The organism is Streptomyces sp. F63, assembly GCF_018070345.1.
In the GTDB taxonomy this organism is placed as follows: domain Bacteria; phylum Actinomycetota; class Actinomycetes; order Streptomycetales; family Streptomycetaceae; genus Streptomyces.
Map to the genome: position 1 here is coordinate 57,985 of NZ_JAGPXX010000016.1, position 25,100 is coordinate 83,084.

22 protein-coding genes and 1 tRNA gene are annotated in these 25,100 nt (G+C 70.1%); 14 read left to right on the top strand and 9 right to left on the bottom strand.

The annotated features are described in order from the left end of the window. Positions 1–138 precede the first annotated feature (138 nt). The 5 genes from KBZ10_RS17725 to KBZ10_RS17745 all read left to right on the top strand — a co-directional run bounded on the left by KBZ10_RS17725 (position 139) and on the right by KBZ10_RS17745 (position 7,084). Entirely contained in the window at positions 139–1,371 is a 1,233-nt protein-coding gene (locus KBZ10_RS17725; RefSeq protein ID WP_210988610.1) for a helix-turn-helix domain-containing protein, read from the top strand. A 65-nt stretch (positions 1,372–1,436) separates the two neighbouring features. Continuing rightward, positions 1,437–3,287, top strand: a complete 1,851-nt coding sequence (locus KBZ10_RS17730; protein WP_210988611.1) for a hypothetical protein — start codon at positions 1,437–1,439, stop codon at positions 3,285–3,287. A 107-nt stretch (positions 3,288–3,394) separates the two neighbouring features. Next, positions 3,395–5,014 carry an ABC-F family ATP-binding cassette domain-containing protein gene (locus tag KBZ10_RS17735; RefSeq protein WP_210988679.1) on the top strand — a complete coding sequence of 540 codons (1,620 nt, stop codon included), beginning with the start codon at positions 3,395–3,397 and terminating at the stop codon, positions 5,012–5,014. Positions 5,015–5,368: 354 nt separating this feature from the next. Next, positions 5,369–5,986: a DUF4433 domain-containing protein gene (locus KBZ10_RS17740; protein ID WP_282107848.1), complete on the top strand. Its 618-nt coding sequence runs from the start codon at positions 5,369–5,371 to the stop codon at positions 5,984–5,986. Positions 5,987–6,022: 36 nt separating this feature from the next. Further along, positions 6,023–7,084, top strand: coding sequence for a macro domain-containing protein (locus KBZ10_RS17745; RefSeq protein ID WP_210988613.1), 1,062 nt, complete (start codon positions 6,023–6,025; stop codon positions 7,082–7,084). Positions 7,085–8,218: 1,134 nt separating this feature from the next. Here KBZ10_RS17745 and KBZ10_RS17750 read toward each other — a convergent pair. Further along, a complete protein-coding gene (locus KBZ10_RS17750; RefSeq protein WP_210988614.1) occupies positions 8,219–8,737 on the bottom strand; it encodes a hypothetical protein in 519 nt (172 codons plus the stop codon). Between the two features lie 343 nt (positions 8,738–9,080). On the opposite strand from KBZ10_RS17750, the gene KBZ10_RS17755 reads away from it, so the two are divergent. The 4 genes from KBZ10_RS17755 (at position 9,081) to KBZ10_RS17775 (ending at position 11,506) form a co-directional block, all read left to right on the top strand. Next, positions 9,081–9,464, top strand: coding sequence for a hypothetical protein (locus KBZ10_RS17755; protein WP_210988615.1), 384 nt, complete (start codon positions 9,081–9,083; stop codon positions 9,462–9,464). 309 nt (positions 9,465–9,773) lie between these two features. Then, positions 9,774–10,490, top strand: coding sequence for a DDE-type integrase/transposase/recombinase (locus KBZ10_RS17760; protein ID WP_307847491.1), 717 nt, complete (start codon positions 9,774–9,776; stop codon positions 10,488–10,490). A 295-nt stretch (positions 10,491–10,785) separates the two neighbouring features. Continuing rightward, the gene (locus KBZ10_RS17770) at positions 10,786–11,145 is read left to right on the top strand and encodes a type II toxin-antitoxin system RelE/ParE family toxin (RefSeq protein ID WP_247702548.1); all 360 of its coding nucleotides are present in this window, start codon (positions 10,786–10,788) and stop codon (positions 11,143–11,145) included. A gap of 10 nt (positions 11,146–11,155) precedes the next feature. After that, positions 11,156–11,506, top strand: coding sequence for a helix-turn-helix domain-containing protein (locus KBZ10_RS17775; protein WP_210988617.1), 351 nt, complete (start codon positions 11,156–11,158; stop codon positions 11,504–11,506). 175 nt (positions 11,507–11,681) lie between these two features. On the opposite strand, the gene KBZ10_RS17780 is transcribed toward KBZ10_RS17775, so the two are convergent. The 6 genes from KBZ10_RS17780 to KBZ10_RS17805 form a co-directional block, all read right to left on the bottom strand. Continuing rightward, positions 11,682–11,754, bottom strand: a tRNA-Arg gene (locus KBZ10_RS17780). 187 nt (positions 11,755–11,941) lie between these two features. Then, on the bottom strand, positions 11,942–12,604 hold the full coding sequence (locus KBZ10_RS17785; RefSeq protein ID WP_247702549.1) for a hypothetical protein: 663 nt from the start codon (positions 12,602–12,604) through the stop codon (positions 11,942–11,944). Positions 12,605–12,938: 334 nt separating this feature from the next. Continuing rightward, positions 12,939–13,841 (bottom strand): zinc metalloprotease HtpX, encoded by a 903-nt coding sequence (gene htpX, locus KBZ10_RS17790; RefSeq protein ID WP_210988681.1) that lies wholly within the window; start codon positions 13,839–13,841, stop codon positions 12,939–12,941. 5 nt (positions 13,842–13,846) lie between these two features. Further along, entirely contained in the window at positions 13,847–14,125 is a 279-nt protein-coding gene (locus KBZ10_RS17795) for a hypothetical protein (protein WP_210988618.1), read from the bottom strand. Further along, a complete protein-coding gene (locus KBZ10_RS17800) occupies positions 14,125–15,009 on the bottom strand; it encodes a PspA/IM30 family protein (protein WP_210988619.1) in 885 nt (294 codons plus the stop codon). The genes KBZ10_RS17795 and KBZ10_RS17800 overlap by 1 nt, the downstream gene beginning before the upstream one ends. 501 nt (positions 15,010–15,510) lie before the next feature. Next, a complete protein-coding gene (locus KBZ10_RS17805; RefSeq protein WP_210988620.1) occupies positions 15,511–16,866 on the bottom strand; it encodes a M6 family metalloprotease domain-containing protein in 1,356 nt (451 codons plus the stop codon). A gap of 700 nt (positions 16,867–17,566) precedes the next feature. Here KBZ10_RS17805 and KBZ10_RS17810 point away from each other — a divergent pair. After that, positions 17,567–18,217, top strand: coding sequence for a helix-turn-helix domain-containing protein (locus KBZ10_RS17810; protein ID WP_307847492.1), 651 nt, complete (start codon positions 17,567–17,569; stop codon positions 18,215–18,217). A 413-nt stretch (positions 18,218–18,630) separates the two neighbouring features. Then, the gene (locus KBZ10_RS17815; protein ID WP_307847493.1) at positions 18,631–20,208 is read left to right on the top strand and encodes an MFS transporter; all 1,578 of its coding nucleotides are present in this window, start codon (positions 18,631–18,633) and stop codon (positions 20,206–20,208) included. Between the two features lie 217 nt (positions 20,209–20,425). Here the strand turns inward: KBZ10_RS17815 and KBZ10_RS17820 are convergent, their stop codons facing one another. Together KBZ10_RS17820 and KBZ10_RS17825 are read right to left on the bottom strand one after the other, a co-directional pair. Next, the gene (locus tag KBZ10_RS17820) at positions 20,426–20,929 is read right to left on the bottom strand and encodes a MarR family winged helix-turn-helix transcriptional regulator (protein ID WP_210988623.1); all 504 of its coding nucleotides are present in this window, start codon (positions 20,927–20,929) and stop codon (positions 20,426–20,428) included. 200 nt (positions 20,930–21,129) lie between these two features. Next, entirely contained in the window at positions 21,130–21,678 is a 549-nt protein-coding gene (locus KBZ10_RS17825) for a GNAT family N-acetyltransferase (RefSeq protein ID WP_210988624.1), read from the bottom strand. Positions 21,679–21,841: 163 nt separating this feature from the next. Between KBZ10_RS17825 and KBZ10_RS17830 the strand changes: the two genes are divergently transcribed. The 3 genes from KBZ10_RS17830 to pfkB all read left to right on the top strand — a co-directional run bounded on the left by KBZ10_RS17830 (position 21,842) and on the right by pfkB (position 25,076). Next, complete coding sequence (locus tag KBZ10_RS17830) at positions 21,842–22,867, top strand: RNA polymerase sigma factor RpoD/SigA (RefSeq protein WP_210988625.1); 1,026 nt, start codon at positions 21,842–21,844, stop codon at positions 22,865–22,867. A gap of 267 nt (positions 22,868–23,134) precedes the next feature. Continuing rightward, on the top strand, positions 23,135–23,896 hold the full coding sequence (locus KBZ10_RS17835; protein WP_210988682.1) for a DeoR/GlpR family DNA-binding transcription regulator: 762 nt from the start codon (positions 23,135–23,137) through the stop codon (positions 23,894–23,896). Between the two features lie 229 nt (positions 23,897–24,125). Then, positions 24,126–25,076 (top strand): 1-phosphofructokinase, encoded by a 951-nt coding sequence (gene pfkB, locus KBZ10_RS17840; RefSeq protein WP_210988626.1) that lies wholly within the window; start codon positions 24,126–24,128, stop codon positions 25,074–25,076. The last annotated feature ends 24 nt before the right edge of the window (positions 25,077–25,100 follow it).

The following is a 25,100-nucleotide window of genomic DNA, read 5'->3' on the forward strand; positions in this document are numbered from 1 at the left end:
GGGGCGCACCCGGCGGGAACCTGCACGGGCATACTTCTTGCCTAATTATTGCCATCATTGCTACGCGATTTGACAAGCGAGTAATCCGGGGAGAAGTATGGGTTCTGCTTGCTGGAGGCACTGCACAGGACGGTAGAGATGCTTGAACAACCGGCGTTCGGCCAGCGGCTGCGCTCGCTCCGCTTGGCGTGCGGCCTCTCGCAGGCCGAACTGGCCGCGGGTGGCTTGTCCACGGCGTATTTGTCACGCCTCGAGTCGGGGGCCCGGCGGCCGACCGACAAGGTGATCGAGCACCTCACGCAACGGCTCAATGTGCCGGTCAGTGCCTTCCAGGGCGAAGCCGCCACGGAGGTGTCACAGCTCGGCCAGGCACTTGCCTGGGCGAGCTCCTCCGACAACCGGGACCGGGCCCTGCACCTTCTGGAGGAGGCCACTCAGGCACCGACCGGCGACCTCGGACTGCGGTGGATGGCCCTGTGGAGCATGGTCCAGCTCTATGCGGACGAAGGCCGCAGACAGGAGGAGCTGAAGACGGCCGGGGAGCTCGTCACGCTCAGCAGGGCCATGGAGATGCCCGATCTGCGGGTCCGCGCGCTCGCCCAGCACGCCAAGGCGCTGCGGTCGTGCGGAGACATGGCCCAGGCCCGCATGGCGGCCGAGGAGGCGCTGGCCATCGCGACCGAACACGCCCTGCCGGCCGCCGACATCGCCCGGGCGCTGCTCGTGCTCGTCTCGGCGGAGGCGGAGTCCGGATTACTGGCCGACGCGCGGAAGCACGCGGACGAGATGGAGGCGCTGGCCGGCGAGCTGCACCGGACGCTGCTGACCGAGGTGCTGTGGGCGGCGGCCAACGTCCATATGCGGCAGAGCGACTTCGCCGGCGCGGAACGGCTCCTTGAGCGGGCTCTCCAGGAACTGGACAGCCGCGACGACCTCGTCCTGTGGATGCGTCTGCGGCTGGCCGCTGCTTCTCTCTACCTGCAGATGACACCACGCAAGCTCGATGCGGCGGAGCAGCGGCTGGGGGAGGCGGAGCAGGCCCTGAACCTGGTGGGAACCCAGCTCCACCAGCAGGAACTGGTCCTGCTCAAGGCCTTCCTGGCCCTCAACCGCAGGGACATCGACCAGGCGGACGCCCTGTGCCGGCAGCTGACGGACGACTCGTTGTTCACGTTCCGCGACCGGATCCGGCTCAAGCTGCTGGCCAATCAGATCCTCATCGCGAGGGGCGAGAAGGACCGCGGCGTGCGCAACGTGGAGGAACTCGCGCAGCAGACCCAGGACTCCTCCAACGTCTATCTCACCTCGGAGATCTGGCGGACCCTCGCGGAAACCCTCTCCTGGGCCACCCGGACCACCGACGGGGCGTGACGGCCGGCCTCCTGCAAGCACATGGCGCCCCGCATCCACTCACCGCGACGAGGAGTCAGAACAGCATGCTGTCCCTCACCGGCGAAGCGATCACGACGGCCACCCCCTGGTTCACCGTCACGGAGCAGGCCGCTTACGCCGATGCGGTCGAGGACTTCCTCACCACCGGCTCCCCCTCCGGCGTGCCGGTCTGGACAGGCGAGCGGACCGACCTGGCGGAGTCGGTGCAGCGGTCCGCGAGCCTCTACGACGGCGTCGCACGGCCGGCGCCGTACCGGCACGGTGTGCTGCTGAGCGCCGACGCCCTTCCCGACGGGCTCATCGCCCTGCTGCGTCCCCTGGCGGCCCGCTGGCACGAGGAGCACGAGCTGACCGGGGAGTTCGCCGGCCGGGCGGGTTCGCTGCTCGTCGTCGGGCTGTACCGGCACCTGACGCTGGATCCCGTGCGCGACATCGTGCTGAGCGCCCACCGGTCCGGTCGGACCGACGTCGCGTTCCTGACCGGGCGGGACGCACCCTCGCTGGCCTGGTTCACGGCCAAGCAGTACGCCGTCCCGGCTTCCGGGGTCACGGCCACCGGGCTTTTCAGCGCCAGCGACCGGCCGGCGCCGCAGGGTCCGGTCGACGTCTTCGATGAACGCCGGCTGGAGCGCGAGGACATCCGCGCCACAGTGCTGGAGACCCAGTGGAAGCGCGTGCTCTTCCAGGGACACGGCAAGGACGACTCGCTGAACCTGGCCGACTTCACCCTCTGCGGGCGCAGCGACGCCGCTCCCCGGGTCCCCGGCCTCCTCGGTCCGGCCTGTGCCTACGCGGACATCTGCTACAAGCCCAAGGACAAGCTGATCCCCCTGCACCGCGTGCGTGCCGTGGAGATGGTGCTCGGCTCGTGCAACAGCGCCCCTCTGGCCGATGCGGCGCTCTACGACCCCAAGTACCAGCTCATGCTCGACGCGGTCGACGGGACGGCGCAGGACATCGTCGCCGCTCTGACGGTGCACGACTCCGGCAGGCCCGAGAACGCGGCATGGATGGACGGGATCCTCGCCGACGCCTCGTCGACGGACCTGCTCAACTCCAGCATCCGGACCATCCAGCCGTACCCGGCGTTCCTGCGCTTCGGCCTGGACGACCGGCGGCACCGGGAGACCCCGCCACCGCCCCCGCAGACGCCCGACCCGCTGCTGCTGACGGTGTCCGCCCGCCTCACGGCATACCTGGCGGGCAGCCTCCTGCCACAGAGCAACCCGCTGCACACCCGGCTGTCCAAGATGGCGAGGAAGGCGGAGCAGTGGGTCGTCCGGCAGGCGCCTGCCGCACACGGCTCCGAGAAGATCATGCAGGCACTCACCGCCGACCTGCAGTCGCTGGACCATGCCATCGCCCAACAGCTGTCCCGGGACCCGAACAACGAACTGGCGGACTACCCCGCGTACTTCGGCGACCGGAGCGTCCTCGACGAGAGCACGGTGGAGACCGTTCGCTGCCAGTGCGGCCGTCCGGCCCAGCGGTTCCTCAAACGGGCCCTGGTGCCGACCGCGCTCGACACGGAATGCGTGGTGTGCGTCCGCTGCGGGGACGTCGCCTTCCGGGTGCCGGAGTCACCGCGGGTATGGATCGAAGCGGCCGACGAGGTGGCGACCGGAGGCACCCTGGACGTGCGGGTCCGGGTCCGGGGCACCCGCCGCGGGCCCGTGCGGGTGGGGGTGTTCGTTCCCCGCTACCTTCAGTGCACGATCGCGCCCGCCCACCGGAGGATCCGTACATCGCCGGACCGCGAGCAGGACGGAGAGTTCTCGCTGACCCTGTCTCCCGACACCCCCGCTCAAGCCTATTATCTCACCGCCTATGCGGTTCAGGACCTCGGCCTGTCCACCACCCGGCGGCACTTCGGCGTCGTCCCCGCCCGCGGCTGACCAGGGACACCCGCACCAGCAGCAGCGCGAACAAGCACGAGCACGCACGAGCACGCACGGAACTCGCTCGTCTCGGCGAGACCCGCCGACAAGAGGAATGGATGACCATGGGGCATCTGGAGGCCGCACACATCGACTACTACCTCCCCGACGGCCGGAGGCTCCTCGGAGAGGTGTCGTTCCGGGTCGGCGAAGGCCGGGTCGTCGCGCTGGTGGGGCCCAACGGAGCAGGGAAGACCACGCTGCTCCGCATCCTGTCCGGCGAACTGCAGCCACACGGCGGAGCCGTGACCGTGAGCGGCGGACTGGGAGTCATGCCCCAGTTCGTGGGCTCCGTCCGAGACGACCGGACGGTCCGCGACCTGCTCGTGTCCGTCGCCCCGCCGCCGATCCGTACCGCGGCGGCCGCGCTCGACGCCGCCGAACACCTGATGATGACGGTCGACGACGAGAACGCCCAGATGCGGTACGCCCAAGCCCTCAGCGACTGGGCCGAGGTCCAGGGATACGAAGCCGAGACCCTGTGGGACGTCTGCACCACAGCCGCGCTCGGGGTGCCCTACGAAAAGGCCCAGTGGAGGCTCGTGCAGACCCTGAGCGGCGGAGAGCAGAAGCGGCTGGTGCTCGAAGCACTGCTGCGCGGGCCCGACGAGGTCCTGCTGCTCGACGAACCCGACAACTACCTCGACGTACCGGGCAAGCGCTGGCTGGAAGAGCGGTTGCGCGAAACACGCAAGACCGTGCTGTTCGTATCGCACGACCGGGAACTGCTCGCGCGAGCGGCGGAGAAGATCATCAGTGTGGAGCCCGGGCCCAGCGGCTCCGACGTATGGGTGCACGGCGACGGATTCGGCACGTACCACGAGGCACGCCAGGACCGCTTCGCCCGCTACGAGGAGCTGAAGCGGCGCTGGGAGGAACAGCACGCCAAGCTCCGGCGCCTGGTGCTCGACATGCAGCAGTACGCCTCCCGGAGCGACGACATGGCGTCGCGGTACAAGGCGGCCAAGACACGGCTCCGCAAGTTCGAGGAGGCGGGACCGCCCCCCGAGCCGCCGCGCAAGCAGGAGATCCGCATGCGGCTCGGCGGCGGACGCACGGGAATGCGGGCGTTCACCCTGCAGGACCTCGAACTGACGGGCCTGATGAAACCGTTCTCGCTGGAGATCTTCTACGGGGAGCGGGTGGCCGTGCTCGGCTCGAACGGGTCCGGCAAGTCGCACTTCCTGCGGCTGCTGGCGGGCGAGGACGTCACCCACACCGGCGCATGGAAGCCGGGCGCCCGCGTCGTACCGGGCCACTTCGCGCAGACGCACGCCCACCCCGAGCTGAACGGACGGACGCTGGCCGACATCCTGTGGCAGGAGCACGCGAAGGACCGGGGAGGCGCCATGTCGGTGCTGCGCCGCTACGAGCTGCAGCGCCAGGCCGACCAGCACTTCGACAGGCTGTCCGGCGGCCAGCAGGCACGCTTCCAGATCCTTCTGCTGGAACTGGCCGGCGCCACGGCCCTGCTGCTGGACGAGCCCACGGACAACCTGGACCTCGAATCCGCCGAGGCACTCCAGGAGGGACTTGAGGCGTTCGACGGCGTGGTGCTGGCGGTGACCCACGACCGCTGGTTCGCCCGCTCCTTCGACCGCTACCTGGTCTTCGGCTCGGACGGCGTGGTCAGGGAGAGCGCGGAACCCGTCTGGGACGAACGCCGGGTGGAACGCGTCCGCTGAACAGCCACTGAGAGAGCGGCATCCGGATCCGCCGGATCGACGGATGCCGAACGCCCCGGACCGTGATCGGCCCGGGGCGCTTCCGCTGGTGCCCCCGGCAGGAACCGGCAACCTGCTCAACCGGGTTCGGGAGTTCCGTCCGCGAGCGACGGACAGGCCAGGAAGTGGCCGGAATTCGCCGCCGGCGAGGTTTGCCGAACTGCGTCTCGAGGACGGGGGACGTCCACCACCGTCCCCGTTGGATACCGCCCATCAAAAGGCTGTTCGGCACTTATGGTTGACGGCCGTCAGCCCACGGCTGCAGCCACAGGTGTGGTGTACTCAGCTCTTGTGATGAACGTTGGGGAATGACGACTGTTCCACTTCACGCACATGCGCAACCTGCGTGACATCCTCGTCGAGAAGCAGTTGGTCTCGGACACCGCCATGCAGAGCCGAGGGGGCGTGCTGAGAGAGTGCGGAGACAAGGCGGTCAAAGCCGAACGGCGGTCGCGGCAGGTCACTGTTCCGCCCTACGGTTGTCCAGCCGACTACGTCCCGTTCTACTTCGCCCCGCGCTCTCCCATGCTCTACGTCATCAGCCGGGGCGGCGTAGTCACCTACCGGGACGGGCAGTCCCCGCTTGTCTACCTGGTTACGTCCGTCGACGGCGTCATGGAGTCCCACAGACCCTACGTGTTCAGCGACGGCAACTGCGCAAGTGAGATCACCAGGCACTACACCGACCTCAGCATGATGCCGAGCGTCGTCGACTGGGAGATCATGGCTGCACCGTACTGGGCGAACACAGCCGACGACGGCGATCGCATGCGCCGGCGCATGGCCGAGCTCCTGGTGCACGGGCATGTGCCCGTGACCGCGTTGCACGAGGCGGCAGTCTACGATCACGATCACGCTCAGCAAGTACGACACCTGCTGAGGGAGACAGGGGCGGAGCTTCCGGTGAGTGTCAGACGCGAGTGGTACTACTGATCTGGCGGTTACGAACAGCCCCAAGGAAGGGCAGCAATGATCACGCGTGGCGCCGGCAACCTGCTTCTGGCAGATGTCGATGCCCTTGTTAACACGGTCAATACCGTGGGCGTCATGGGCAAGGGCATCGCCTTGCAGTTCAAGCGGGCATATCCGGAGAACTTCAAGGATTACAAGGCGTCCTGCGATCGTGGCGACGTCATGGTCGGTCGGATGCACGTGCACGAGGTCGGGCAAGTGGGCGGCCCACGGTTCGTCATCAATTTCCCAACGAAGCGCCACTGGCGTGCGCCGTCACGGATCGAAGACATTGCCTCAGGGCTTGTGGCACTGCGTGACGAAATCGTTGAGCGCGGGATTAAGTCCATCGCGGTACCGCCCCTCGGGTGTGGGAACGGCGGTCTTTCCTGGCGGGAAGTCGAGCCAATGATCCGCCGAACTCTGGGAACCATTCCCGGGGTCGAAGTTCGCGTGTACGAGCCATCTGGAGCGCCAAGCGCATCATCGATGCCGAATGCCACCCGGGCGCCCGAAATGACGCGTGAACGCGCAGCTTTTCTTGCCGCACTCAATCGGTATATTAGAAGCGGAATTTCGCGTGGCCTCGCTTTTGAACAACGCGTTTCCCTTCTTGAGGCGCACAAAGTTGCGTACCTTCTGCAGAAGCTGCACCTGCCCTTGGGGCTTCGCTTCGAGAAGGGCATCTACGGCCCGTATTCGCGGCCCCTTGACAGGGCGGTGTCTGCGATGGAGGGGCATTTCATCACAGGATTTGGGGACGGTACCAGCGGAGCCCAGGCAGTTCTGGAGCTCAATAAGGAATCGGTCAACGAAGCTGAACAATTCCTGAAGAGGTACCCAGAGTTCGAAGAAACCGCTGCTAGGTTCGAAGCTCTGACAGCAGGTTTTGAAGACGCGTTCGGCATGGAGCTGCTGAGCACCGTTCTTTACGCTGCCGAAGAAATCGTGACATCTCCGCCAAACCCCGAATCGGTAACGGCGTGCATCAAGGCATGGAACCACCGGAAGGAACGCCTCTTCACGGAAGCCCACGTCCACACTGCGTGGCAACGCCTGTCCGAGGCAGGCCTTGTGTAAGTGTGACATCGACCGCGGTGGGACCCCGCGCTCTGGGCGATCTCGGAACCCCTTGCGCGCGAGCGGCCGGAACGCGGTCAGGGCTGCCTCGCCGGGCCGGCACAGCGCGTGATCGTGTTCCGGTAAGCAGCACCTGTCGCTTCTGCCTCAAGCGCTGCCGTCGGCGGCGGGGCGTTTTGCTGGTCCAAGAAGATAGCAAGGTTCACGATCAGGCCATTGGCTTCAGAGTGGAACTCGGTCGGCTACAAGTGTCACCACCTGCCCCGGGTGCAGCTTGGAGTAGGCAACCCGACAACTCTTGACCTGCGCAACCTCAGGAAACAATTGTTGTTGTACTGCTCACGAACCCTGCCGATGCCCAATTGTCCTACATTCATAAATGGCCGATTCTGGACGTCAGGCGCAACTGATGCCCTCGGGGGATTGGAAAACGGGAGAGGAAGCGGGCGGGTACTCGACATGAGACACCGGTGTTGACCGTGCCTGACCCCGCACGTGGCACGCTGCTGTACTCCCATGGGCCTCCACCACGCTGCCAGTGCGTCGACGAGAGCAACTCACGATGGCCGTCACATGCTGATGTGCCTGAGCCCTCAGCTTGGGCATCACCGGGGCTCGGAGGCCACGAGCTGCCTCCCGGAAGCTGCGAGCTTGGGAATCACCGGTGGGTTCGGGGCGGACAGCCCCGCTGACCTGTGCACATGCCCGTCCACGTTGCTCCGGGCATGGACACGAGGTGACCGCTACTGCTCGGGGTTCACCGCCCCTTCTGTCACGCATCTGGCACGGACCTTCACCCAGTCGAGGCTCTGGGGCCTCAGCCACAGAAAGTCAGCCACGACGGCGGGTGCGCCGACTGACCAGGCGCGCGTATGCCTCGCGGTACCGACCACCGGGCTCAGCCACGGTGCTCGGTTGTGACCGTGACCACCGCGGGGTAGCAGATTCAGGCCAGTCCTCGACCACCGCATGAGGAGCGATGTGAGGCGAGTCGCGGCCTGACCTGCGACATGCCGACTTCGGCGGACGCACGCCGACCGCGCTGTCGGAGACCGCAGTCCCCCGTGACTCCCCGCCCGATCTGGCGCGGTTGTGGCACGGGGAACTTCTGATCCGTAGCTCAACAGAGATCGATCAGGCTCGCGGCACATTCACGCAGGGGCACGGCTTCCACTTCGTCGGCACGTCGGCCGGCGGGAACCTCAGGATGGGCGCCCCCTGGTACCCACGGCGAAAGAGTTCGCACTCTTCGGTGGCGTGGTAGCAGTCGCTTGTTTCCGTGGTGATGACCTCAACCGGGGGATCGAACACCCACGTGCCGGGACGTGCGTACTGGCCGTACCAGGTGCGGAGACCCGCTGCGATCCCCCCGTCCTTTGCTCCCCGCTTGGTGAGCGTGTTCACCCCACACGCCTCGGCGAACTCGTAGACATCGAAGTTGGGATCTGAGTGCCCGAGCGTCTGGGCGACCACCCACATGACGTTGGTGCGGACGCGGCCAGTCTCCTTCTCGGAGAGGACCTGCTCGGTGCGCTTGGAGTCTGAGTCGCTGGCGCGACTGTGGCCCGCCCGGTCGATCCGGTAGGGGGCATCCGACCAGTCATGTTGGGCGATCTCGGCAGCGAATTCCTGCGCAAGGCGGCTAAGAGCCATGTCGTCCTCCGATAGGACGTGTACGACGCCGTCCCCCGACGGGACAGCCTCAACGAGAGTACACCTACCATCCGATATGAGGCCTTTACGTCCGTGAGAGGAAGCGCCCACCGCCCCTGGACTCAGGAGCCGAAGAAGTGGCGGGCCGGGTCTTTGACCTGCAGTCCTCCGACTGATCAACGCTGTGACCTGCGGCGAACCCGTCGATGGTTGTCAGCGTTGGCCGTCGTTGAGCACCCTTCTACGGCCCCACGACGGCCCCGCCCCTCTCTGTCAGCCTTGGGTGAGACGTTCCGCTTCGGCGGGTTGGCCTGAGAGGGCACGACAGGAGAACCACCGCCTCATGACCAGCACCAAGCCCGCCGGATCCGACCCGGCTCCCAGGCCGAAGCGCCGCTCCTTCAGCCCGGAGTACAAACTGCGGATCGTCGCCGAGTGCGACGCCGCGCCCAGGAACGAGAAGGGTGCGGTCCTGCGCCGCGAACGGCTCTACCACTCGCACGTCAAGGAATGGCGGGCCGCGCGGGACGCCGGCGCCCTGGAAAACCTGGTCGACCGCCGGACCGGCCCGGCCCGTGCGAAGAAGTCCGCCACGGAGGTGGAGAACGAGAAGCTGCGGCAGCAGGTGGCACGGCTGGAGAAGGGCCTGGCCCGGAACAAGGCCGCACTCGAAGTGATGGGAAAAGCTTCCGCGCTCTTGGAAATGATCTCCGAGAGCGCGGACTGAAGCCTGCCGCCGACCCTGTCGTGGCCGAGGCGTTCACCGGCGTTGAGGCTCAGCTGGGCATCACGGCCGCCTGTCGGCTCACCGGGCGCTCTCGGGCCACCCACTACCGCCGGCTGCGGCCGATACCACCGCGCAGAGCACGTGTCCGGCAGGTGCAGCCGTCGGCCCTGACGGCCGAAGAGCGTGCTGCGGTACTGGGGTTGATGAACAGCGAGGAGTACGCCGAGCCGGCTCCCGCGCAGATCTGGGCCCGTGAGCTGGATGCCGGGCGCTATCACTGCTCTGTCTCGACGATGTACCGGATCCTGCGTGAGCAGGGGCAGTCCGGCGAGCGCCGACGGCAGGCGACCCATCCCGCCAAAGGCGGTGCCCGAGCTGGTCGCCACCGCGCCGTCGCAAGTGTTCACCTGGGACATCACCAAGGCGGCCGGACCGCTCAAGGGCGTCTGGTATCACGCCTACGTGATCATCGACATCTTCAGCCGGTACATCGTCGGCCACACCGTCGAGCGGGCCGAATCGGCCGAACGGGCCCAGGAGTTGATCCGCGAGACCATCACCCGCAACGGCATCGTGCCCGAGACCGTGCACGCCGACCGCGGCACCTCGATGACGAGCAAGAAGGTCTCCGAGCTGCTGATCGACCTGGGTGTGACGCGGTCGCACTCGAGGCCGAAGGTCTCCAACGACAACCCCTACAGCGAGGCCCAGTTCAAGACCACGAAGTACATGTCGGACTATCCCGAACGGTTCGACTCGCTGGCTCACGCCCGCGAATGGTCCGACGCGTTCATCACGTACTACAACCATGAGCACCGGCACTCGGGGATCGGCTGGCACACACCTGCCTCCGTCCACTTCGGGACCGCCGAGGAGGTCCGCGATTCATGCGCGGTCACCCTCGCCGAGGCATACGCCCGCCACCCCGAACGCTTCGGCCGCCGCCCCCGACCACCCGAGATACCCAAGACGGCCTGGATCAACGACCCGGCCAAGCGCCGCGAACCCACACCACAAACCTCATAGCGTCACGACCGTCTCACTGGACTTGAAATCTTCCGCCTTTCATGCGAGATCGACATGATGCCCGGGTGACAGGATGCGGAAGCCGGTCGTCTGGATGTCGGCGTAGTGGCCGAAGCAGCCGTCGGGGGTCTCGAGGGAATCGAGCACGCCCGACCCTCCTCGTCGCTCCACTCGCAGGCGGTCGCGGTCACCAGGGGCGGAACTCCACGGGCTCCGTCTGTGATGGCAGACCGTCGACGCTTGCCGGGGCTTAAGGAAAACCTTAAGGTTGGCCCTGGTGTCGAAGGGAGTCGTCTTGAGCTGGGCGATCAAGGTCACCGGTGAGTACGCCGAGTGGTTCAGGCTTCTGATCAAGGAAGATCTGAGTTCGGCCTCCCAGGTCGCGCAGGCTGTGGCTGCCTTGCGCGAGGCGGGGCCGACCCTGGGGCGCCCCCTCGTGGACCGGTTGAAGGGCTCGGGGCTGCATCACTTGAAGGAACTGAGGCCGGGATCGGGCGGGCGCTCTGAAATCCGGATCATCTTCGCCTTCGATCCGACCCGCTCGGCCCTGCTGCTCCTGGGCGGTGACAAGGCCGGAAACTGGGATCGCTGGTACCGCGACAACATTCCGCTGGCCGAGCAGCTCTACCACGACTACGTCGGCGACGAGGACTGAAGGAGTGGCCATGCCCAAGAAAGCCGCGCAGGACTGGGAAGCCCTGGAGCAGGAGCTGTACGACGCCGGTGTGGAGCCCGCCGAGGTGGAGGCAGGGTCTCGCCGGCTTCTCGCCGAGGCACGTGGCCACCAGCTCGCCGAGGCACGCAAGCAGTCGGGGTTGACCCAGCGGGATGTGGCGACCCGAATGGGAGTCAGCGTCGCCCGGATTTCCCAGATCGAACACGGTGAGGGCGCCACCTTGGACGTCATCGCCCGCTACGTGGAGGCGCTCGGTGGGAGGCTGGATCTGGTCGCGGACTTCGGCGACCACACCCTGCGCATGCCGGCCAGTGGCAACCAGGGCAGTGCGGCGGCGTAGTCGCCTCCGGGCGGTGGCTCCGGTGAGGCCATGAGCGCCCGGAGTCGGGACGGCCGGGGTTTTCCCTGGCTGTCCCCGCTCTGACCCGTACCGGGCTGGGTCAGGAGCCCGGCGCCTGGACACGGCAAAAGGCCAGCCTGGGAGCAAACCACTCCTGAGCTGGCCTTTTTCGCTGTGCCCCCGGCAGGATTCGAACCTGCGACACCCGCTTTAGGAGAGCGGTGCTCTATCCCCTGAGCTACGGAGGCGGGGCTGTGGTTGCGGGCCCGGTGAGGGGCTTCGCCGCCGCGGTCAGTGTAGCGGGTGGAGATCCGGAGACCACCGGGTTGGTGCCTTCGCGCATTCCGGGCGGTTCACCGCGGTGGTCCCCGGCCGGGGCCGTGCGGCGGGCCCCGTCCGCGGTGCTGGTGACGGCGATGGGAGGCCGTGGGTTTGTCACAGGCCCGGGGCGCCCCACAGGGGGAACCAGCGGCCCAGGTCCTCCTCGACGCGGAGGTCGTCCTTGACCGCCGCCTTGATCTGGAGCTCCAGCGGGTTGTCGCGCTTCTCGCCGGGGAGGGGCGCGAAGGGGTAGAAGGTGCCGCGTTTGTAGAGGTACACCAGCGCGAGCGGCCGCTGTTCGGCGTTGCGGAAGGTGACGAGGGAGCAGAGCAGTTGGGGGCCGAAGCCACTGTCCTGCAGGGCGGTGTTCACCGCGTGCAGATCGTTGACCAGGGCGGGGAGTTCCTCCGGGGCGCGGCGGGAGAGCAGCCAGGAGTAGCCGAAGTCGTCCCGGATCAACTCCACGGGTACGCCGTCGCGTTCGGAGTCCGCGTCCAGCAGGGCCCGGACCTCCTGCCGGACCTGGCTGAACGCGCCGCCCTCGATGGTGGCGAAGCAGACCGAGCCCGCTCCGGTCGGGGTGAAGCCGGCGGCGGCCTGCAGGGTGATCGCCGCTGAGGGGAGGCCGAAGAGCTGGTCGAGGTCGGGGCGGACGGGCTTGCTCCGGCCGAGCAGCGCGTTCCAGAAGCCCGGCAGGCCCCGGCCCCGGCCCCGGCCGCGACCCCAGTCCTCGTCCCGGCCCCGGTCCGTCCCTGTGGTGTTCCGGCTTCTTCTCATCGTGTGCCGGCTCCTTTCCGGCGCGACTCCGGGCCGCCGTTCTTCCCGTTCCGTGCGAGGGGGAGGAGCGGCTGCGCGGGATCTCTGTCCTCCTGGCTCTTCGCCGTTCGCCCTGGAGTCGCCGTTCGCCCTGGGTTCGCCGTTCTCTCCGGGGTCGCCGTCCTCCCGGTCTCCGCCGTCCTCCCAGGGGCTGCCGTCCTCCCTGCCTTCTTCGTCCTTCTGGGATTCGCTGTGCTCCCGGGGCCTGCCGTCCTCCCGGCCTTTGCCGTCCCCCTGTGGTTCTCCGTTCTCCCCGGGTTCGCCGTCCTTCCGGAGTTCACGGCCGTCCCCCGCCTCACGGCCGGCCGTCGCCCAGCCGGGCGGCGATCTCCGCGAGTGCCTCCAGGCGGCGTTCCAGGGTGGGGTGGGTGGAGAACATCGCTGCCATCGCCGTACCCGGCCGCAGAGCCGGGGTGAAGAAGAACGCGTTGAAGGCCTGGGCGGTGCGCAGGTCCCGGGTGGGGATGCGGGCCACGTCGCCGCTGACCTTCGTCAGTGCCGAGGCCAGGGCGGACGGCTTGCCCGTGAGCATGGCCGCGGCCCGGTCGGCGGCGAGTTCACGGTACCGGGACAGGGCGCGGATCAGCAGGAAGCTGAGGGCGTAGACGAGCGCGGAGACCCCCATGACCATGGCCAGTACCGCTGCCGTGTTCTGGTCGCGCCGGCCGCCGAACATCTGCGAGTAGAAGGCGAACCGGACGACGAGCCCGGCCAGCACCCCCAGGAACGAGGCGATGGTGATCACCGCCACGTCCCGGTGCGCCACATGCGACAGCTCGTGCGCCAGGACCCCTTCGAGTTCCTCGGTCTCCAGGCGCCGCAGCAGTCCGGTGGTCACGCAGACGACGGCGTGGTCGGCGTTCCGGCCGGTGGCGAAGGCGTTGGGCAGGTCCATGCCGGAGACGGCGACCCGTGGTTTGGGCATGTCCGCGGTGGCGCACAGCCGGTCGACAGCCCCGTGCAGGTGCGGATGCTGCTCCGGGGTGACGAGGTGGCCGCGCATCGCGTAGAGGGCGATCCGGTCGGAGAACCAGTACTGGGCGCCCAGCAGCCCGGCCGCGATGACGATCACCAGGACGAGGGATTCCAGCAGCACGATCAGCGCGGCGACGAATCCCACGTACACCAGCCCGAGCAGGAACATCGTGAGCGCCATGCGGGCGGTCAGCCCGCGGTCGGGCTCGAAACGGCTGCGCATCGCCATCACCCCGGGATGAGGCCCTCGTCGGTGAGCAGGTTCCGCACCTGGGGCAGGCTCGTGTCCTCGTCGGGAAGGACCAGGTCCGAGACGGTGATCATCTCGTCCGGCAGCCGGGTGCCGAGCTCGCGCACCGTGCCCACCAGAGCCGACAGGGCGGCGGCGAAGGCTGCCGCGTCGTCCGCCCGCACGGTCGACTGCAGCGTCGCGTCGAGGCGGTTGAGGCGGTCGAGGTGCTCCTCGGCGATCTCGTACTGGCCGTCGCCCAGAATGCGCGTGATCATCATGTCCCCTCCTGGTCCGGCGGACGCGTGCCCTCCCGGCTTGCGCCGCCTTCGCCGGTGTTCCGGACCTGCCGGTCCTCTTCCGGTGCTGCCCGATCTCCGCCACGCTCCCGGGCTTCCTCCGCCGGGCTGCCGCTCCCGGCCGCCGCCGGACCGCCGACCGCCGCCGGACCCGCGGACGGGGCGATCCGCGCCTTCATCCGGGCCAGTTCAATCTCCACGTCCTGGTCGGCCGTCACGGCGTCGAGCTCGGCCCGCAGGTCGTCGCGGCCGGCCGGCAGCGTGGCGTCCTCCAGTGCTCCGGACGCCATCAGCTCGTCCAGGGCCGCGGACCGCGCCTGCAACTGCTCGGTCCTGTCCCGGGCCCGCTCCACGGCCAGTCCGACATCGCCCATCTCCTCGCCGATGCCGGTGACCGCCTCGCTGATGCGGGTCTGGGCCTCCGCGGCCGTGTAACGGGCCTTGATCGTCTCCTTGCCGGCGCGGAAGGTTTCCGTCTTGGCCTGGAGACGCCGCGCGGCCAGGGCCAGCTTCTCCTCCTGGGCCCCCAGCGACTCCTGCTGCTCCCGCAGCTCCGTGATCCGCGAGGCGGCGGCCGTGCGGCGGTCGAGGGCTTCGCGGGCCAGGTCCTCGCGCCCGGCGGCGAGTGCCTGCTCCGCCTGGTCCCCCAGGTTCTCGGACGACTGCCGCAACCGGTCCGCCTGCTGCTCGACGCGCTTGCGGGCGGCCGCCACGTCGGTCAGGCCGCGCCGCACCTTCCGCAGCAGTTCGAGCTGCTGCTGGTACGAGTAGTCCAGGGTTTCGCGGGGATCCTCGGCCCGGTCCAGGGCTTTGTTCGCCTTTACCTGGAACAGACCGGCGACGCGTTGGGCGATGCTGGGCACGGCGGTCGCCCTCCTCTCCGTTTCCGGGTTTCCGAGTGTCCGGGTCGTGCCGGCGAAAACCCTCCGGGCGGTGCCGGGGTCCGGTCGTTCGCGGGGGAGCCGTGGTGCGGCCGGGCGTCACCTCTCCAGGCTCCCTCCCGCCGTGGGCGCGCGACAGGGCCGACGGGCCCGTCCGCGGGGCCGGGTGGTACCCGCTCCGGGTAGCCGTGCGCCGCACACCCGGAGCCCGGAGGAGCCGGAGGAGCAGCGGGACGAGGCGCTGCTGCCGGGCTCCGACACCCTCACCATCGCGGTCATCGACCATCCCTCCCGGTCACCGGTCGGTGCGCGGTCGCCCGGCACATTCAGCGGCTGGACGAGATCGCCATCGGCCTGGCCGAGCCGCTGGGTGTACGTGTGGAGGGAGCCGGGGCAGCGGCTCGCGGGGCGGCGTAGCGCGCCGGGGGAGCAGCCGAGGAGGGGCCGGGGCCCGGGCAGGAGGGCGGAGAAGCGGAGGAGGGGTCAGGGTCTCGTCACGGTGATCCGGTGGGTGCCATCGGGCTCCCGGCCGGTGACCTCGACGGTGATGCCCGCCCTCGGATCCCGGTAGCTTTCGCCGACGCCGAAGGGTGCGTCGGTCAGCTCCGCGGTGACATTGGGCAGCCGGGTGCAGCCGCCGCTGCCGGGTGTGCTGTCCCGCACCTCGACGGGGCCCTGGCCGGTCTCCACCCGGGTGTCGACCCAGTAGACCAGCACTCCGGGCTTGCACACCGCCTCGTCGTTGCCGGAGCGGGTGCGGACCTCGATGGCGTAGCCGGTGCTGTCGGTGACCGGTGCGTACACCAGCCTGGTCTGCCCGGCCTGCTGGGCCTGCCCCTCCTGCCCTGCCTGCCCGTCCTGCCCGGTCCGTCCTGCCGGTTCGGTCCGCCCCTGCCCGCCGTCCTGCCCGTCCTGCCCGTCCTCCTGGTCCGGGGACACGGCCTGCTCGTACGGGTCGGCCGGGACGTTTCCCCCGGTGTCCCGCTTCCCGAGTGGCCGGATCGTGTGGTGGCTGAGCCCGCTGCCGCCGGCGCATTCGACGTGCCGGTCCTCGTCCAGCCAGCCGAGCTTGCGCTTGTGCCAGCCGAGGAAGTCGTTACCCGGTCCCCAGTCCTCCGACATGAGGTCCCAGTGGCCGGCCTTGCTGCCGCCGTCGGCGTCGGTGTAGAGGTCGGGCAGGCCCAACGAGTGGGCGTTCTCGTGCGGCAGTACCCGGTAGGCGTTGGCCGCGGCGCCCGGTGAACCGTCGTTCTGGCGGCTGTAGATGAACGAGATGCGGTTGAGGGGCACGCCGTCGGCACGGGGGGCGTCGGCCACGCCGGTGAAGCTGACGGAGAGCACGGTTTCCGCGGCGGGGGGCCCCGCGTTGGGGGTGACCAGCACGTTGATCAGGTCGTAGCGGGCGAAGTCGATCCGGTCGCCGGCGGTCTCCGCGAGATCCTCGATGAGCCTCCGGTAGCCCGGTTCGTAGCCGGCTCCGCGTTCGATGCCGTAGGCGGAGAACGGGCGCGGCATCCGCAGCCAGCCTTTGACGGGGGTTTCCGCGCGGTAGTCGAGGGCGCCGTAGGAACTGGTCTCGTACCAGTCGGCGGTCGCCGGGAAGAACTCGGCGAAGCGCTCGCGGGCGTCGCCCTCGCCCCGGACGTCCGGGAAGTCGATCATCAGGGTCAGGGCACGGAGCATGCCGGTGCTGGGGGCGTGCCCCGGCGGGGTGGGGATGCCCTCGGACATCTGTATGCCCTCGGCGTGGCCCGGAACGCAGCTGGCGCCGGCCCGCGCCAGCGACGGGGCGCCCGGACCGGGGTGGGTGACGGGGACGGCGGTCGGCGCTGCCGCCATGGATATGGAGACGGAGGTGAGGGCGAGCGCGGCCGTCTTCAGCCGGGGCCGGGACCGGGGCCGGGACCGGGACCGGGGATGGCACCGGGACCAAGGGGCCGACGCGGAGGGAGGAGAGGCGTACGGGGAGGCGGACGAGGACGAGGACAGCGACGAGGACGGCGACGAGGACGGCGGCGGATACGCGAGCGGGGAGAGCCGGCGCGAGGGATGTGCGCCCCTCGCTCGCACGCGGACCGTGCGCGGGCCTCTGCGCGGGCCTGTGCCGTGGTCCGGGCCGGCGTGCTCGTCCGGGTGGGTGCCGTCCGTACCGTCCGGGTGGGGGACGTCCTGCTGCATACGGCCGCCTTCGTGATCGGGGCGGCCGTCCTGCGCCCCGGCCGCTCTCTGGTGTGATCACCGTGCGCCGAATGACCGTACGGGCGCGCGCGGTGAGCGGCCGAACGTGGGGAAACGGTGCTCCGATCGGGGGCCGGGGGAGAAGGCGGGGTTTCCGGACCGGGCGCCTGCCCGCATGAGTGACGGGCATCACAGCACCCCGCGAAATAACCGGGGACCCGCTCCCCGTTCTGACAAGTGTCCGAGCGAACCGGGGAGAGCCTCCCCGGTTCCGGCCCAGGACACCGAAGGCCGGGAACGAAGGCCGGGGGACCGGGGGCCGAGCAGCGAGAAGAGCGGGAAGACCGGAAGGAGCGTCTTCGTGAACCACGTCGTCGCCACGCCGGTATGCCAGTGGGAACCGCGGCTGCGGTCCGACGCCCTGCGCAACAGGGAACGGATCGTCGCGGCGGCCCGGGAGATGTTCGTGGAACACGGACCGGAGATCCCGCTCGACGAGGTCGCCCGCCGCGCCGGCGTCGGCAACGCGACGCTCTACCGGCACTTCGCCGACCGGGGCGAGCTGGTCCGCCGCGTCAGTCTCCACGTCACCCACCGCGTCGCCGACGAAGCGGTCGCCGCACTCGCGGAGGAGGCCGACGGCTTCGAGGCCCTCAGCCGCTTCGTCCACGCGGCCGTCGCCGAGCGGATCGGTGCCCTGTGCCCGCTGCTCGCGGGGGCCACGCGGGAGGACGCGGAGCAGGCGGCGGCGCGCGAACGGCTGCGGCTGGCGGTCGAAGCGCTGATGGAGAACGCCAGAAGTTCCGGCCGGCTGCGGACCGACGTCGAGATCGGCGATCTCCTGGTGGTCCTCACCCAGCTCACCCGTCCGCTGCCGTCCAGCGGCTGCCTGGACTTCGACCGTTACGTCCACCGGCATCTGCAGCTCTTCCTGGACGGTCTCCGCACCCCTGCCCGTTCCGAACTTCCCGGCTCCGCCGCCACCTTGGAGGACCTCCGGCAGACATCCTGACGCCTCGGCGAGCGGAGGCCGGCCACCCGGCCGCCCCGGCCACCTGATCACCCGGCCGGCAGACCGTTCACGACCGGCCCACCGGCCCACCGGCCCACCGGCAGCACACAGCACCGGACCACACCGACAGACCCGCGGAATCCCACGGATCCGGGATTGCGCCTTCCCGAGGACGCCCGCCGGCCCCACCCGGCGCCGTGCCCGCGTCCGTTCACGCCCGGAAGCGTGCGCTCCGCCCGGAGTGCCGTGACGCCTCCGGCGCGCGCTCGGCCTCCCCCCACATGCCCTGCCACACCTCCCGGCGGCAGAAGTTCCGTTCCGGCACTTCGCCACGTCGCCGGGCGATCACGTCGCCATGCGGCACTGCACTTCGTCACCACTCTTCACTTCCGTACCGACAGGGGGGACCCATCGTGCCCGACATCGAACAGCGGCAGGCGCCCGATCCACGGCGCTGGAAAGCGCTGGTGTTCATCGCGCTCGCCCAGCTCATGGTGGTGCTCGACGCCACCATCGTGAACATCGCCCTGCCCTCCGCCCAGGCGGACCTGGGCATCTCCGACGGCAACCGGCAGTGGGTCATCACCGCCTACGCCCTCGCCTTCGGCGGACTGCTGCTCTTCGGCGGCCGGGTCGCCGACCTCTGGGGCCGCCGGCGCACCTTCGTCATCGGTCTCGTCGGCTTCGCGGTGGCCTCGGCGCTCGGCGGCGCCGCCGTCAACACCGCGATGATGCTCGGCGCCCGTGCCCTCCAGGGCGTCTTCGGCGCGCTGCTCGCCCCGGCCGCGCTCTCCCTGCTGGCGGTGACCTTCACCGAGGCGCGGGAGCGGGCCAAGGCGTTCGGTATCTACGGCGCCATCGCGGGTGGTGGCGGCGCCATCGGCCTGATCCTCGGCGGACTGCTCACCGAGTACCTGGACTGGCGCTGGACTTTCTACGTCAACATCCCGTTCGCGGTCGTCGCCGCCGCGGGCGCGCTCCTCGTCATCGGGGAGCCGGACGAGGGCCGCAACCCGTCCCGGCTGGACGTGCCCGGGGTCCTCCTGGCGACCTCCGGCCTGGTCGCGCTGGTCTACGGATTCACCCGCGCCGAGGCCGACGGCTGGAGCGCCGGGCCGACGGTCGCCCTGCTCACCGCGGCAGGCGTCCTCCTCACGGCCTTCGCCGTCGTCGAGTCCCGGGTGCGCAACCCGCTGCTGCCGCTGCGCGTGGTGACGGAACGGAACCGGGGTGGCGTCTATCTGTCGCTGGGCCTGGCGATCATCGGCATGTTCGGGCTGTTCCTCTTCCTGACCTACTACCTCCAGGTCGTGAAGGGCTACGGTCCCGTCACCACCGGCCTGGCGTTCCTGCCGATGGTCGCGGGCATGATCACGGGTTCCACCCAGATCGGCGCCCGGCTGATGAACCGGGTCCGGCCGCGGCTGCTGATGGCCCCGGGCTTCCTGGTCGCCGCGCTCGGCCTGCTGATCCTGACCCGGATCGACATCGGGACCCCGTACGCGACCGTGATCCTGCCCGGGCTGGTGCTGATGGGTCTCGGCATGGGTACGGCCTTCATGCCGGCCATGAGCCTGTCCACCCACGGGGTGCAGCCGCAGGACTCCGGCGTCGCCTCCGCCATGGTCAACACCTCGCAGCAGGTCGGCGGCGCGATCGGCACCGCGCTGCTGAACACCATCGCGGCCGGCGCCACCACGGCGTACCTCACCTCGCACGCGGCCGGTACCGGACCGGCCGCCGGATCCGCCGGCGGGACCGTCGAAGCGCTGCGGCTCCAGGCGATGGTGCACGGTTTCACCACGGCGATCTGGTGGGCGGTGGCGATCCTGGCGCTGGCCGCGGCGGTGGCGTTCACGCTGGTCAACGCCGGACGGCAGGGCCCCGTGGCGGTCTCCGGGCCCCCCGGGGGCGGGCAGGACGGCCGGGAGCAGGAGCAGGAGGAGGGGGATCGGGGCGACGAGATCACCGTCCCCGTTCTCGCCCACTGACCGGCGCGAGCCGGGACGTGACGGTACGGAGCGCCGGCGGGCACTGAACCGCGGCCGTCTCCGTCCACCGGCCGAAAGGACCTCGCTTCGGGGGGAGCGGGGTCCTTTCCGCTGTGCCGTGACGGTTGCCGCCGTGCCGTTGCGGCTCCCCGCCGCCGTCACCGCCGCCGTGCTCGCCGGGGCGCGGGCGGCGGCTGGTCGGGGCGCCGGGTCGGTCTCAGCGGAGCCAGGGCAGATCGGCGTCCGCGCGGTCCGGCTGGAGCCCTTCGGCGACCACCCGGCAGATCTCACCGAGCTGTCCGACCTGCTGAGCGCTGAGACGGTCGAACAGGGCGGCCCGTACGGCCGCGACGTGTCCCGGTGCCGCGCGTTCCAGCACGGCCTTCCCCTGCTCCGTGAGGACGGCGAACTGCCCGCGCTTGTCGGAGGGGCAACTCTCCCGGCGCACCCAGCCGTTGCCCTCCAGCCGGGCCACGGCATGCGACAGACGGGAGCGGGTGATCTTCGAGTTGCGGGCGAGTTCGGTCATCCGCATCCGCCGTTCCGGCGCCGCGGAGAGTTCGGCCAGCAGACCGTAGTAGACGTGCGGCATGCCCGCGTCGCGCTGCAACTGGCGGTCGAGATGGTCGTCCAGCAGAGCGGTCGCGTGCAGATACGCCTGCCAGGTGCGCTGTTCTTCGTCGCTGAGCCGGCGGGACTCACCGCCGGGTGCCGTCGTCATGCGTCCACCGTACAGAAACTTGAAAATTAAATGAAAGGCCGCCCGGTGCCGCCGAGAGCCTTTGCGTCGGTCGCGGCGTGGTCGACGGCTTCTGGACGGCGCCCGGCGAAACGATCGGTGCGGTTCGGCCCCTGAACCGGAAAGGCCACCACCACCACCGCCGGCTGCCGGCCGCCGGACCGGCCGCCGAGCCGGGGGTCCTAGGCGGCACCCCCGGTGCCGAGCCGCCGCTCGAACCAGGCGACGTCCCAGTACCGGCCGAACTTCCGGCCCGCCTCGTGGAACGTGCCGACCCGGTTGAAGCCGAAGCGCTCGTGCAGCCGCACCGAAGCGGCGTTGGGCAGGGTGACCCCGGCGTAGGCGCGGCGGAGATCCTCGCCCTCCAGGACCCGGAACAGCTCCGTGTAGAGGCGGGTTCCGACGCCGCGGCCACCGGCGCCGGGCGCGCAGTAGACGGTCACCTCGGCGGAGGTGGCATAAGCCGGCTTCGGACGGAACGGGCTGCTGGTGGCGTAACCGAGAATCCGGCCCCCGTTGTTGCCGGGCCCGCCCTCCACGGCAACCAAAAGGCGGTGCGGGCCGTCCTGAGGGTGGGAGAGCAGCCACGGGCGGCGTTGTCCGGCCGTGAAGGGCTCGGTGTCGAACGTGATGGGCGTCTCACGGACGTAGTGGTTGTAGAGGTCCGTCAGCTCCTGGAGATCCTGCTCCCCACCCGCTCTGACCTGGAGTTCTGTACACCGGCTCGCCATTGCTCCCCCAGCTGTGGCCGGACAGGGTACTGCATGATCGGGAAAACCGGCGGTCGGCATGGGAATTCTGTCCGGATTCCAGTCGTTGTTTCCATCGGAACGGGCACCCGGTTGGGTGTACGTCCGCCACAGACCGCGACCTACTCATCGTAAGGGAGCACGCATGGCAACCCGTGCCGTCGCCCGTCGTCAGCCTGCCGCCTCCGGTGCGGACGACCGGGCCAGCAGTGTTCGCGCCGTAGGCGAGATCGCCGATCGCGACCTGGTCGGCATGTACCTCGACGAGATCGCGCGCACGCCCCTGCTCGACGCCGCCAAGGAGGTCGAGCTCTCCCAGGCCATCGAGGCGGGAGTCTACGCCCGGCAGATCCTCGACGGAGACGCCGGTGCGGACGGCGGAACCGCCGGGCCCGAGGTCAACGCCGCCGGGGCGAGCCGCGAGGAACTGGAGGCGATCGCCGCCGAGGGCGAGCGCGCCAAGGATGTCTTCATCCGCTCCAACCTCCGGCTCGTCGTTGCCGTGGCGCGCCGCTACCCGCGCAGCGGGCTCCCCCTGCTCGACCTCATCCAGGAGGGCAACGCCGGCCTGGTGCGGGCGGTCGAGAAGTTCGACTACACCAAGGGCTTCAAGTTCTCCACGTATGCCACGTGGTGGATCCGCCAGGCCATCACCCGCTCCATCGCGGACCAGTCCCGGACCATCCGGCTGCCGGTCCACCTGGTCGAGGAACTGGGACGTATCCGGCGCGTGCAGCGGGAGTTCAACCGCGAACACGGACGTGAGCCGGACCACTCCGAGATCGCCAAGGAACTGGGCGCCAAGGCCGACCGGATCACGGATGTGCTCGACTGGGCCCGCGACCCCGTGAGCCTCAACATGTCCGTGGATGATGAGGGCGAGACCCAGTTCGGCGACCTCCTGGAGGACACCTCCGCGGCCTCGCCCGAGCAGTCCGTGATGATCATGCTCCGCCGTGAAGGGCTGGACGACCTGATCGGCCAGCTCGACGACCGCACCGCGTCGATCATCAAGATGCGGTACGGCATGGACGACGGCAAGGAGCGCACGCTCACGGAAGTCGGCAGGCAGCACGGCCTCACCCGCGAGCGGATCCGGCAGATCGAGAAGCACGCCCTGCTGGAACTCAAGAAGATGGCCCGCGACACGGGCTTCGACGCGGCGGCCTGACGGCTGCCCCGCGGCGGGAACGGCCCGCTCCGCCGCTCTTCGCGCAGAGCCCCGGCGCCCCCCGGCGACCGGGGCTCCGCGCATGCCGCCCGGGGCCCCGGCGTGCCCGGGGGCCCTGATCGCCGGCTGCCGGCACACCGCGGGGCCCCCGTCGCTTCGTATGCCCGTTCCAGCCCGAGTGGGCCCGAGTGTGTTTACTTCCCTCTGTGCTGGCCGTATTCTGCCGACGAAACCACACAGTCGGGCATGGGACGGACGTCAGCCATCATGTACGCACCGGAGCGTCAGCAGGAGATCCTGCGGCTCGCCCGCGAGAAGGGCCGAGTCGATGTCCCCTCTCTCGCCGAGGAGTTCCAGGTCACCGCGGAAACCGTCCGCCGCGACCTGAAGGCGCTCGACCGGGCGGGGCTGCTGCGCCGGGTGCACGGCGGGGCCATTCCGGCCGGGCATCTCGACTTCGAGCCGGGCCTCGCCGAGCGCGACACCGTGGCGGCAGCCGAGAAGGACCGCATCGTGCGGGCCGCCCTCGCCGAGCTGCCTGCCGAGGGCAGCGTCATTCTCGACGCCGGCACCACCACCGCCCGCCTCGCCGCCGCCATCCCCCACGACTCCCCGCTCACCGTCGTCACCCACGCGCTGCCGATCGCCACCCGGCTCGCCGACCACCCGGGTACCGCTCTCCACCTCGTCGGCGGACGGGTGCGGCATCGCACCCGCGCCGCCGTCGACGCCTGGGCCCTGCGTGCCTACGGGGAGGTCACGGCGGATGTGCTCTTCCTCGCCACCAACGGCTTCTCCCCGGAGGGCGGTCTCACCACCCCCGATCTCGCCGAAGCGGCGGTCAAGCGGGCGGCGATCGCGGCCGCCCGGCGCGTGGTGCTGCTCGCCGACTCGGGGAAATACGGCCAGGAGCACTTCGCCCGCTTCGGAGACCTCTCCGACGCCGATCTGCTCGTCACCGACACGGGCCTCGACCCCGCGACCGCGCTCGCCATCGAGCGGCGCGGCACGGAGGTGATCCGCGCATGAGCCCCGCGGCCACCCACTGCCGGACGAGCACGCAGCCTCCCAACGCACCTCCCCGGCACGGCTGTTCGCTGCCCCTCCCCGGTACCGCCCCAGGTGGCCGCCTCCCCTCGGCGGGCTTCCCCCCGGCGGGCCTCCCCATGGACGGCCTCCCCACGGGCACCCTCTCCGCAGCGGGCCCTCCTGGACGCACCCGCGCACGGCCCGGCCTTCCCCCGCGGGCGGACCGCCCATGATCCTCACCGTCACCCCCAACCCCAGCCTGGACCGGACCTATGAGGTGCCCGCCCTGGTCCGCGGGGCGGTGCTGCGCGCCACCACCGACCGGACGGACCCGGGTGGCAAGGGCGTCAACGTCTCCCGTGCCATCGCCGCCGCCGGAGGCCGCACCGTGGCCGTCATGCCCCTCGGCGGTCCCGCCGGAGCCCTGGTCGCGGCCCTGCTCCGGGACGAGGGCATCCCGGTGGCGGAGGTGCCCGTCTCCGGCCGGACCCGCTCCAACATCTCCGTCGTGGAGTCCGACTCCACCCTCACCAAGATCAACGCCACGGGGCCGGAGCTCTCCGCCGCCGAAGCGGAAGCGCTGCTGGAGAAGGTCCGCGAGCATGCATCCGGCGCCTCGTGGATCGCCTGCTGCGGCAGTCTCCCCCGTGGACTGCCGCCCCAGTGGTACGCCGACCTGGTCGACCGGGCCCATGGAGCCGGCGCCCGCATCGCCCTCGACACCTCCGGCCCCGCGCTGACCGCCGCGCTCACCGCCCGGCCCGACGTGGTCAAACCGAACGCCGCGGAACTGGCCGAGGCCGTGGAGCGGCCCCTCGCCAGCATCGGTGACGTGGTGGAGGCGGCGCGGGAACTGCGCGACCGGGGAGCCCGCACGGTCCTGGCCAGTCTGGGCGCCGACGGGCAACTGCTGGTCGACAGCTCCGGGGCCCGCTACGGCACCGCCCGGGCCGTCACCGTGCGCAGCAACGTGGGAGCCGGTGACGCCTCGCTGGCCGGCTTCCTCGGCGCGGGCGGGGAGGGGCCCGCGGCTCTGGCGGCGGCCCTCGCCCACGGCGCGGCGGCCGTCGGACTGCCCGGCAGCGTCATGCCGTCCCCCGCCGACCTCGACCTTTCCGCGGTCGTGACGACCGCGGACCCGCCCCTCGGCCATCCGCTGACGGAACCCGCGGCCCCCTGAACCACCCCCCGTCCCCCAGCCGCC

Excerpts from the sequence above, each read along its gene's own strand:
- KBZ10_RS17725 (WP_210988610.1), top strand. The coding sequence starts at position 139 with ATGCTTGAACAACCGGCGTTCGGCCAGCGGCTGCGCTCGCTCCGCTTG.
- KBZ10_RS17730 (WP_210988611.1), top strand. The coding sequence starts at position 1,437 with ATGCTGTCCCTCACCGGCGAAGCGATCACGACGGCCACCCCCTGGTTC.
- KBZ10_RS17735 (WP_210988679.1), top strand. The coding sequence starts at position 3,395 with ATGGGGCATCTGGAGGCCGCACACATCGACTACTACCTCCCCGACGGC.
- KBZ10_RS17745 (WP_210988613.1), top strand. The coding sequence starts at position 6,023 with ATGATCACGCGTGGCGCCGGCAACCTGCTTCTGGCAGATGTCGATGCC.
- KBZ10_RS17750 (WP_210988614.1), bottom strand. The coding sequence starts at position 8,737 with ATGGCTCTTAGCCGCCTTGCGCAGGAATTCGCTGCCGAGATCGCCCAA.
- KBZ10_RS17755 (WP_210988615.1), top strand. The coding sequence starts at position 9,081 with ATGACCAGCACCAAGCCCGCCGGATCCGACCCGGCTCCCAGGCCGAAG.
- KBZ10_RS17775 (WP_210988617.1), top strand. The coding sequence starts at position 11,156 with ATGCCCAAGAAAGCCGCGCAGGACTGGGAAGCCCTGGAGCAGGAGCTG.
- KBZ10_RS17785 (WP_247702549.1), bottom strand. The coding sequence starts at position 12,604 with ATGAGAAGAAGCCGGAACACCACAGGGACGGACCGGGGCCGGGACGAG.
- htpX (WP_210988681.1), bottom strand. The coding sequence starts at position 13,841 with ATGCGCAGCCGTTTCGAGCCCGACCGCGGGCTGACCGCCCGCATGGCG.
- KBZ10_RS17795 (WP_210988618.1), bottom strand. The coding sequence starts at position 14,125 with ATGATCACGCGCATTCTGGGCGACGGCCAGTACGAGATCGCCGAGGAG.
- KBZ10_RS17805 (WP_210988620.1), bottom strand. The coding sequence starts at position 16,866 with ATGGCGGCAGCGCCGACCGCCGTCCCCGTCACCCACCCCGGTCCGGGC.
- KBZ10_RS17820 (WP_210988623.1), bottom strand. The coding sequence starts at position 20,929 with ATGACGACGGCACCCGGCGGTGAGTCCCGCCGGCTCAGCGACGAAGAA.
- KBZ10_RS17825 (WP_210988624.1), bottom strand. The coding sequence starts at position 21,678 with ATGGCGAGCCGGTGTACAGAACTCCAGGTCAGAGCGGGTGGGGAGCAG.
- KBZ10_RS17830 (WP_210988625.1), top strand. The coding sequence starts at position 21,842 with ATGGCAACCCGTGCCGTCGCCCGTCGTCAGCCTGCCGCCTCCGGTGCG.
- KBZ10_RS17835 (WP_210988682.1), top strand. The coding sequence starts at position 23,135 with ATGTACGCACCGGAGCGTCAGCAGGAGATCCTGCGGCTCGCCCGCGAG.
- pfkB (WP_210988626.1), top strand. The coding sequence starts at position 24,126 with ATGATCCTCACCGTCACCCCCAACCCCAGCCTGGACCGGACCTATGAG.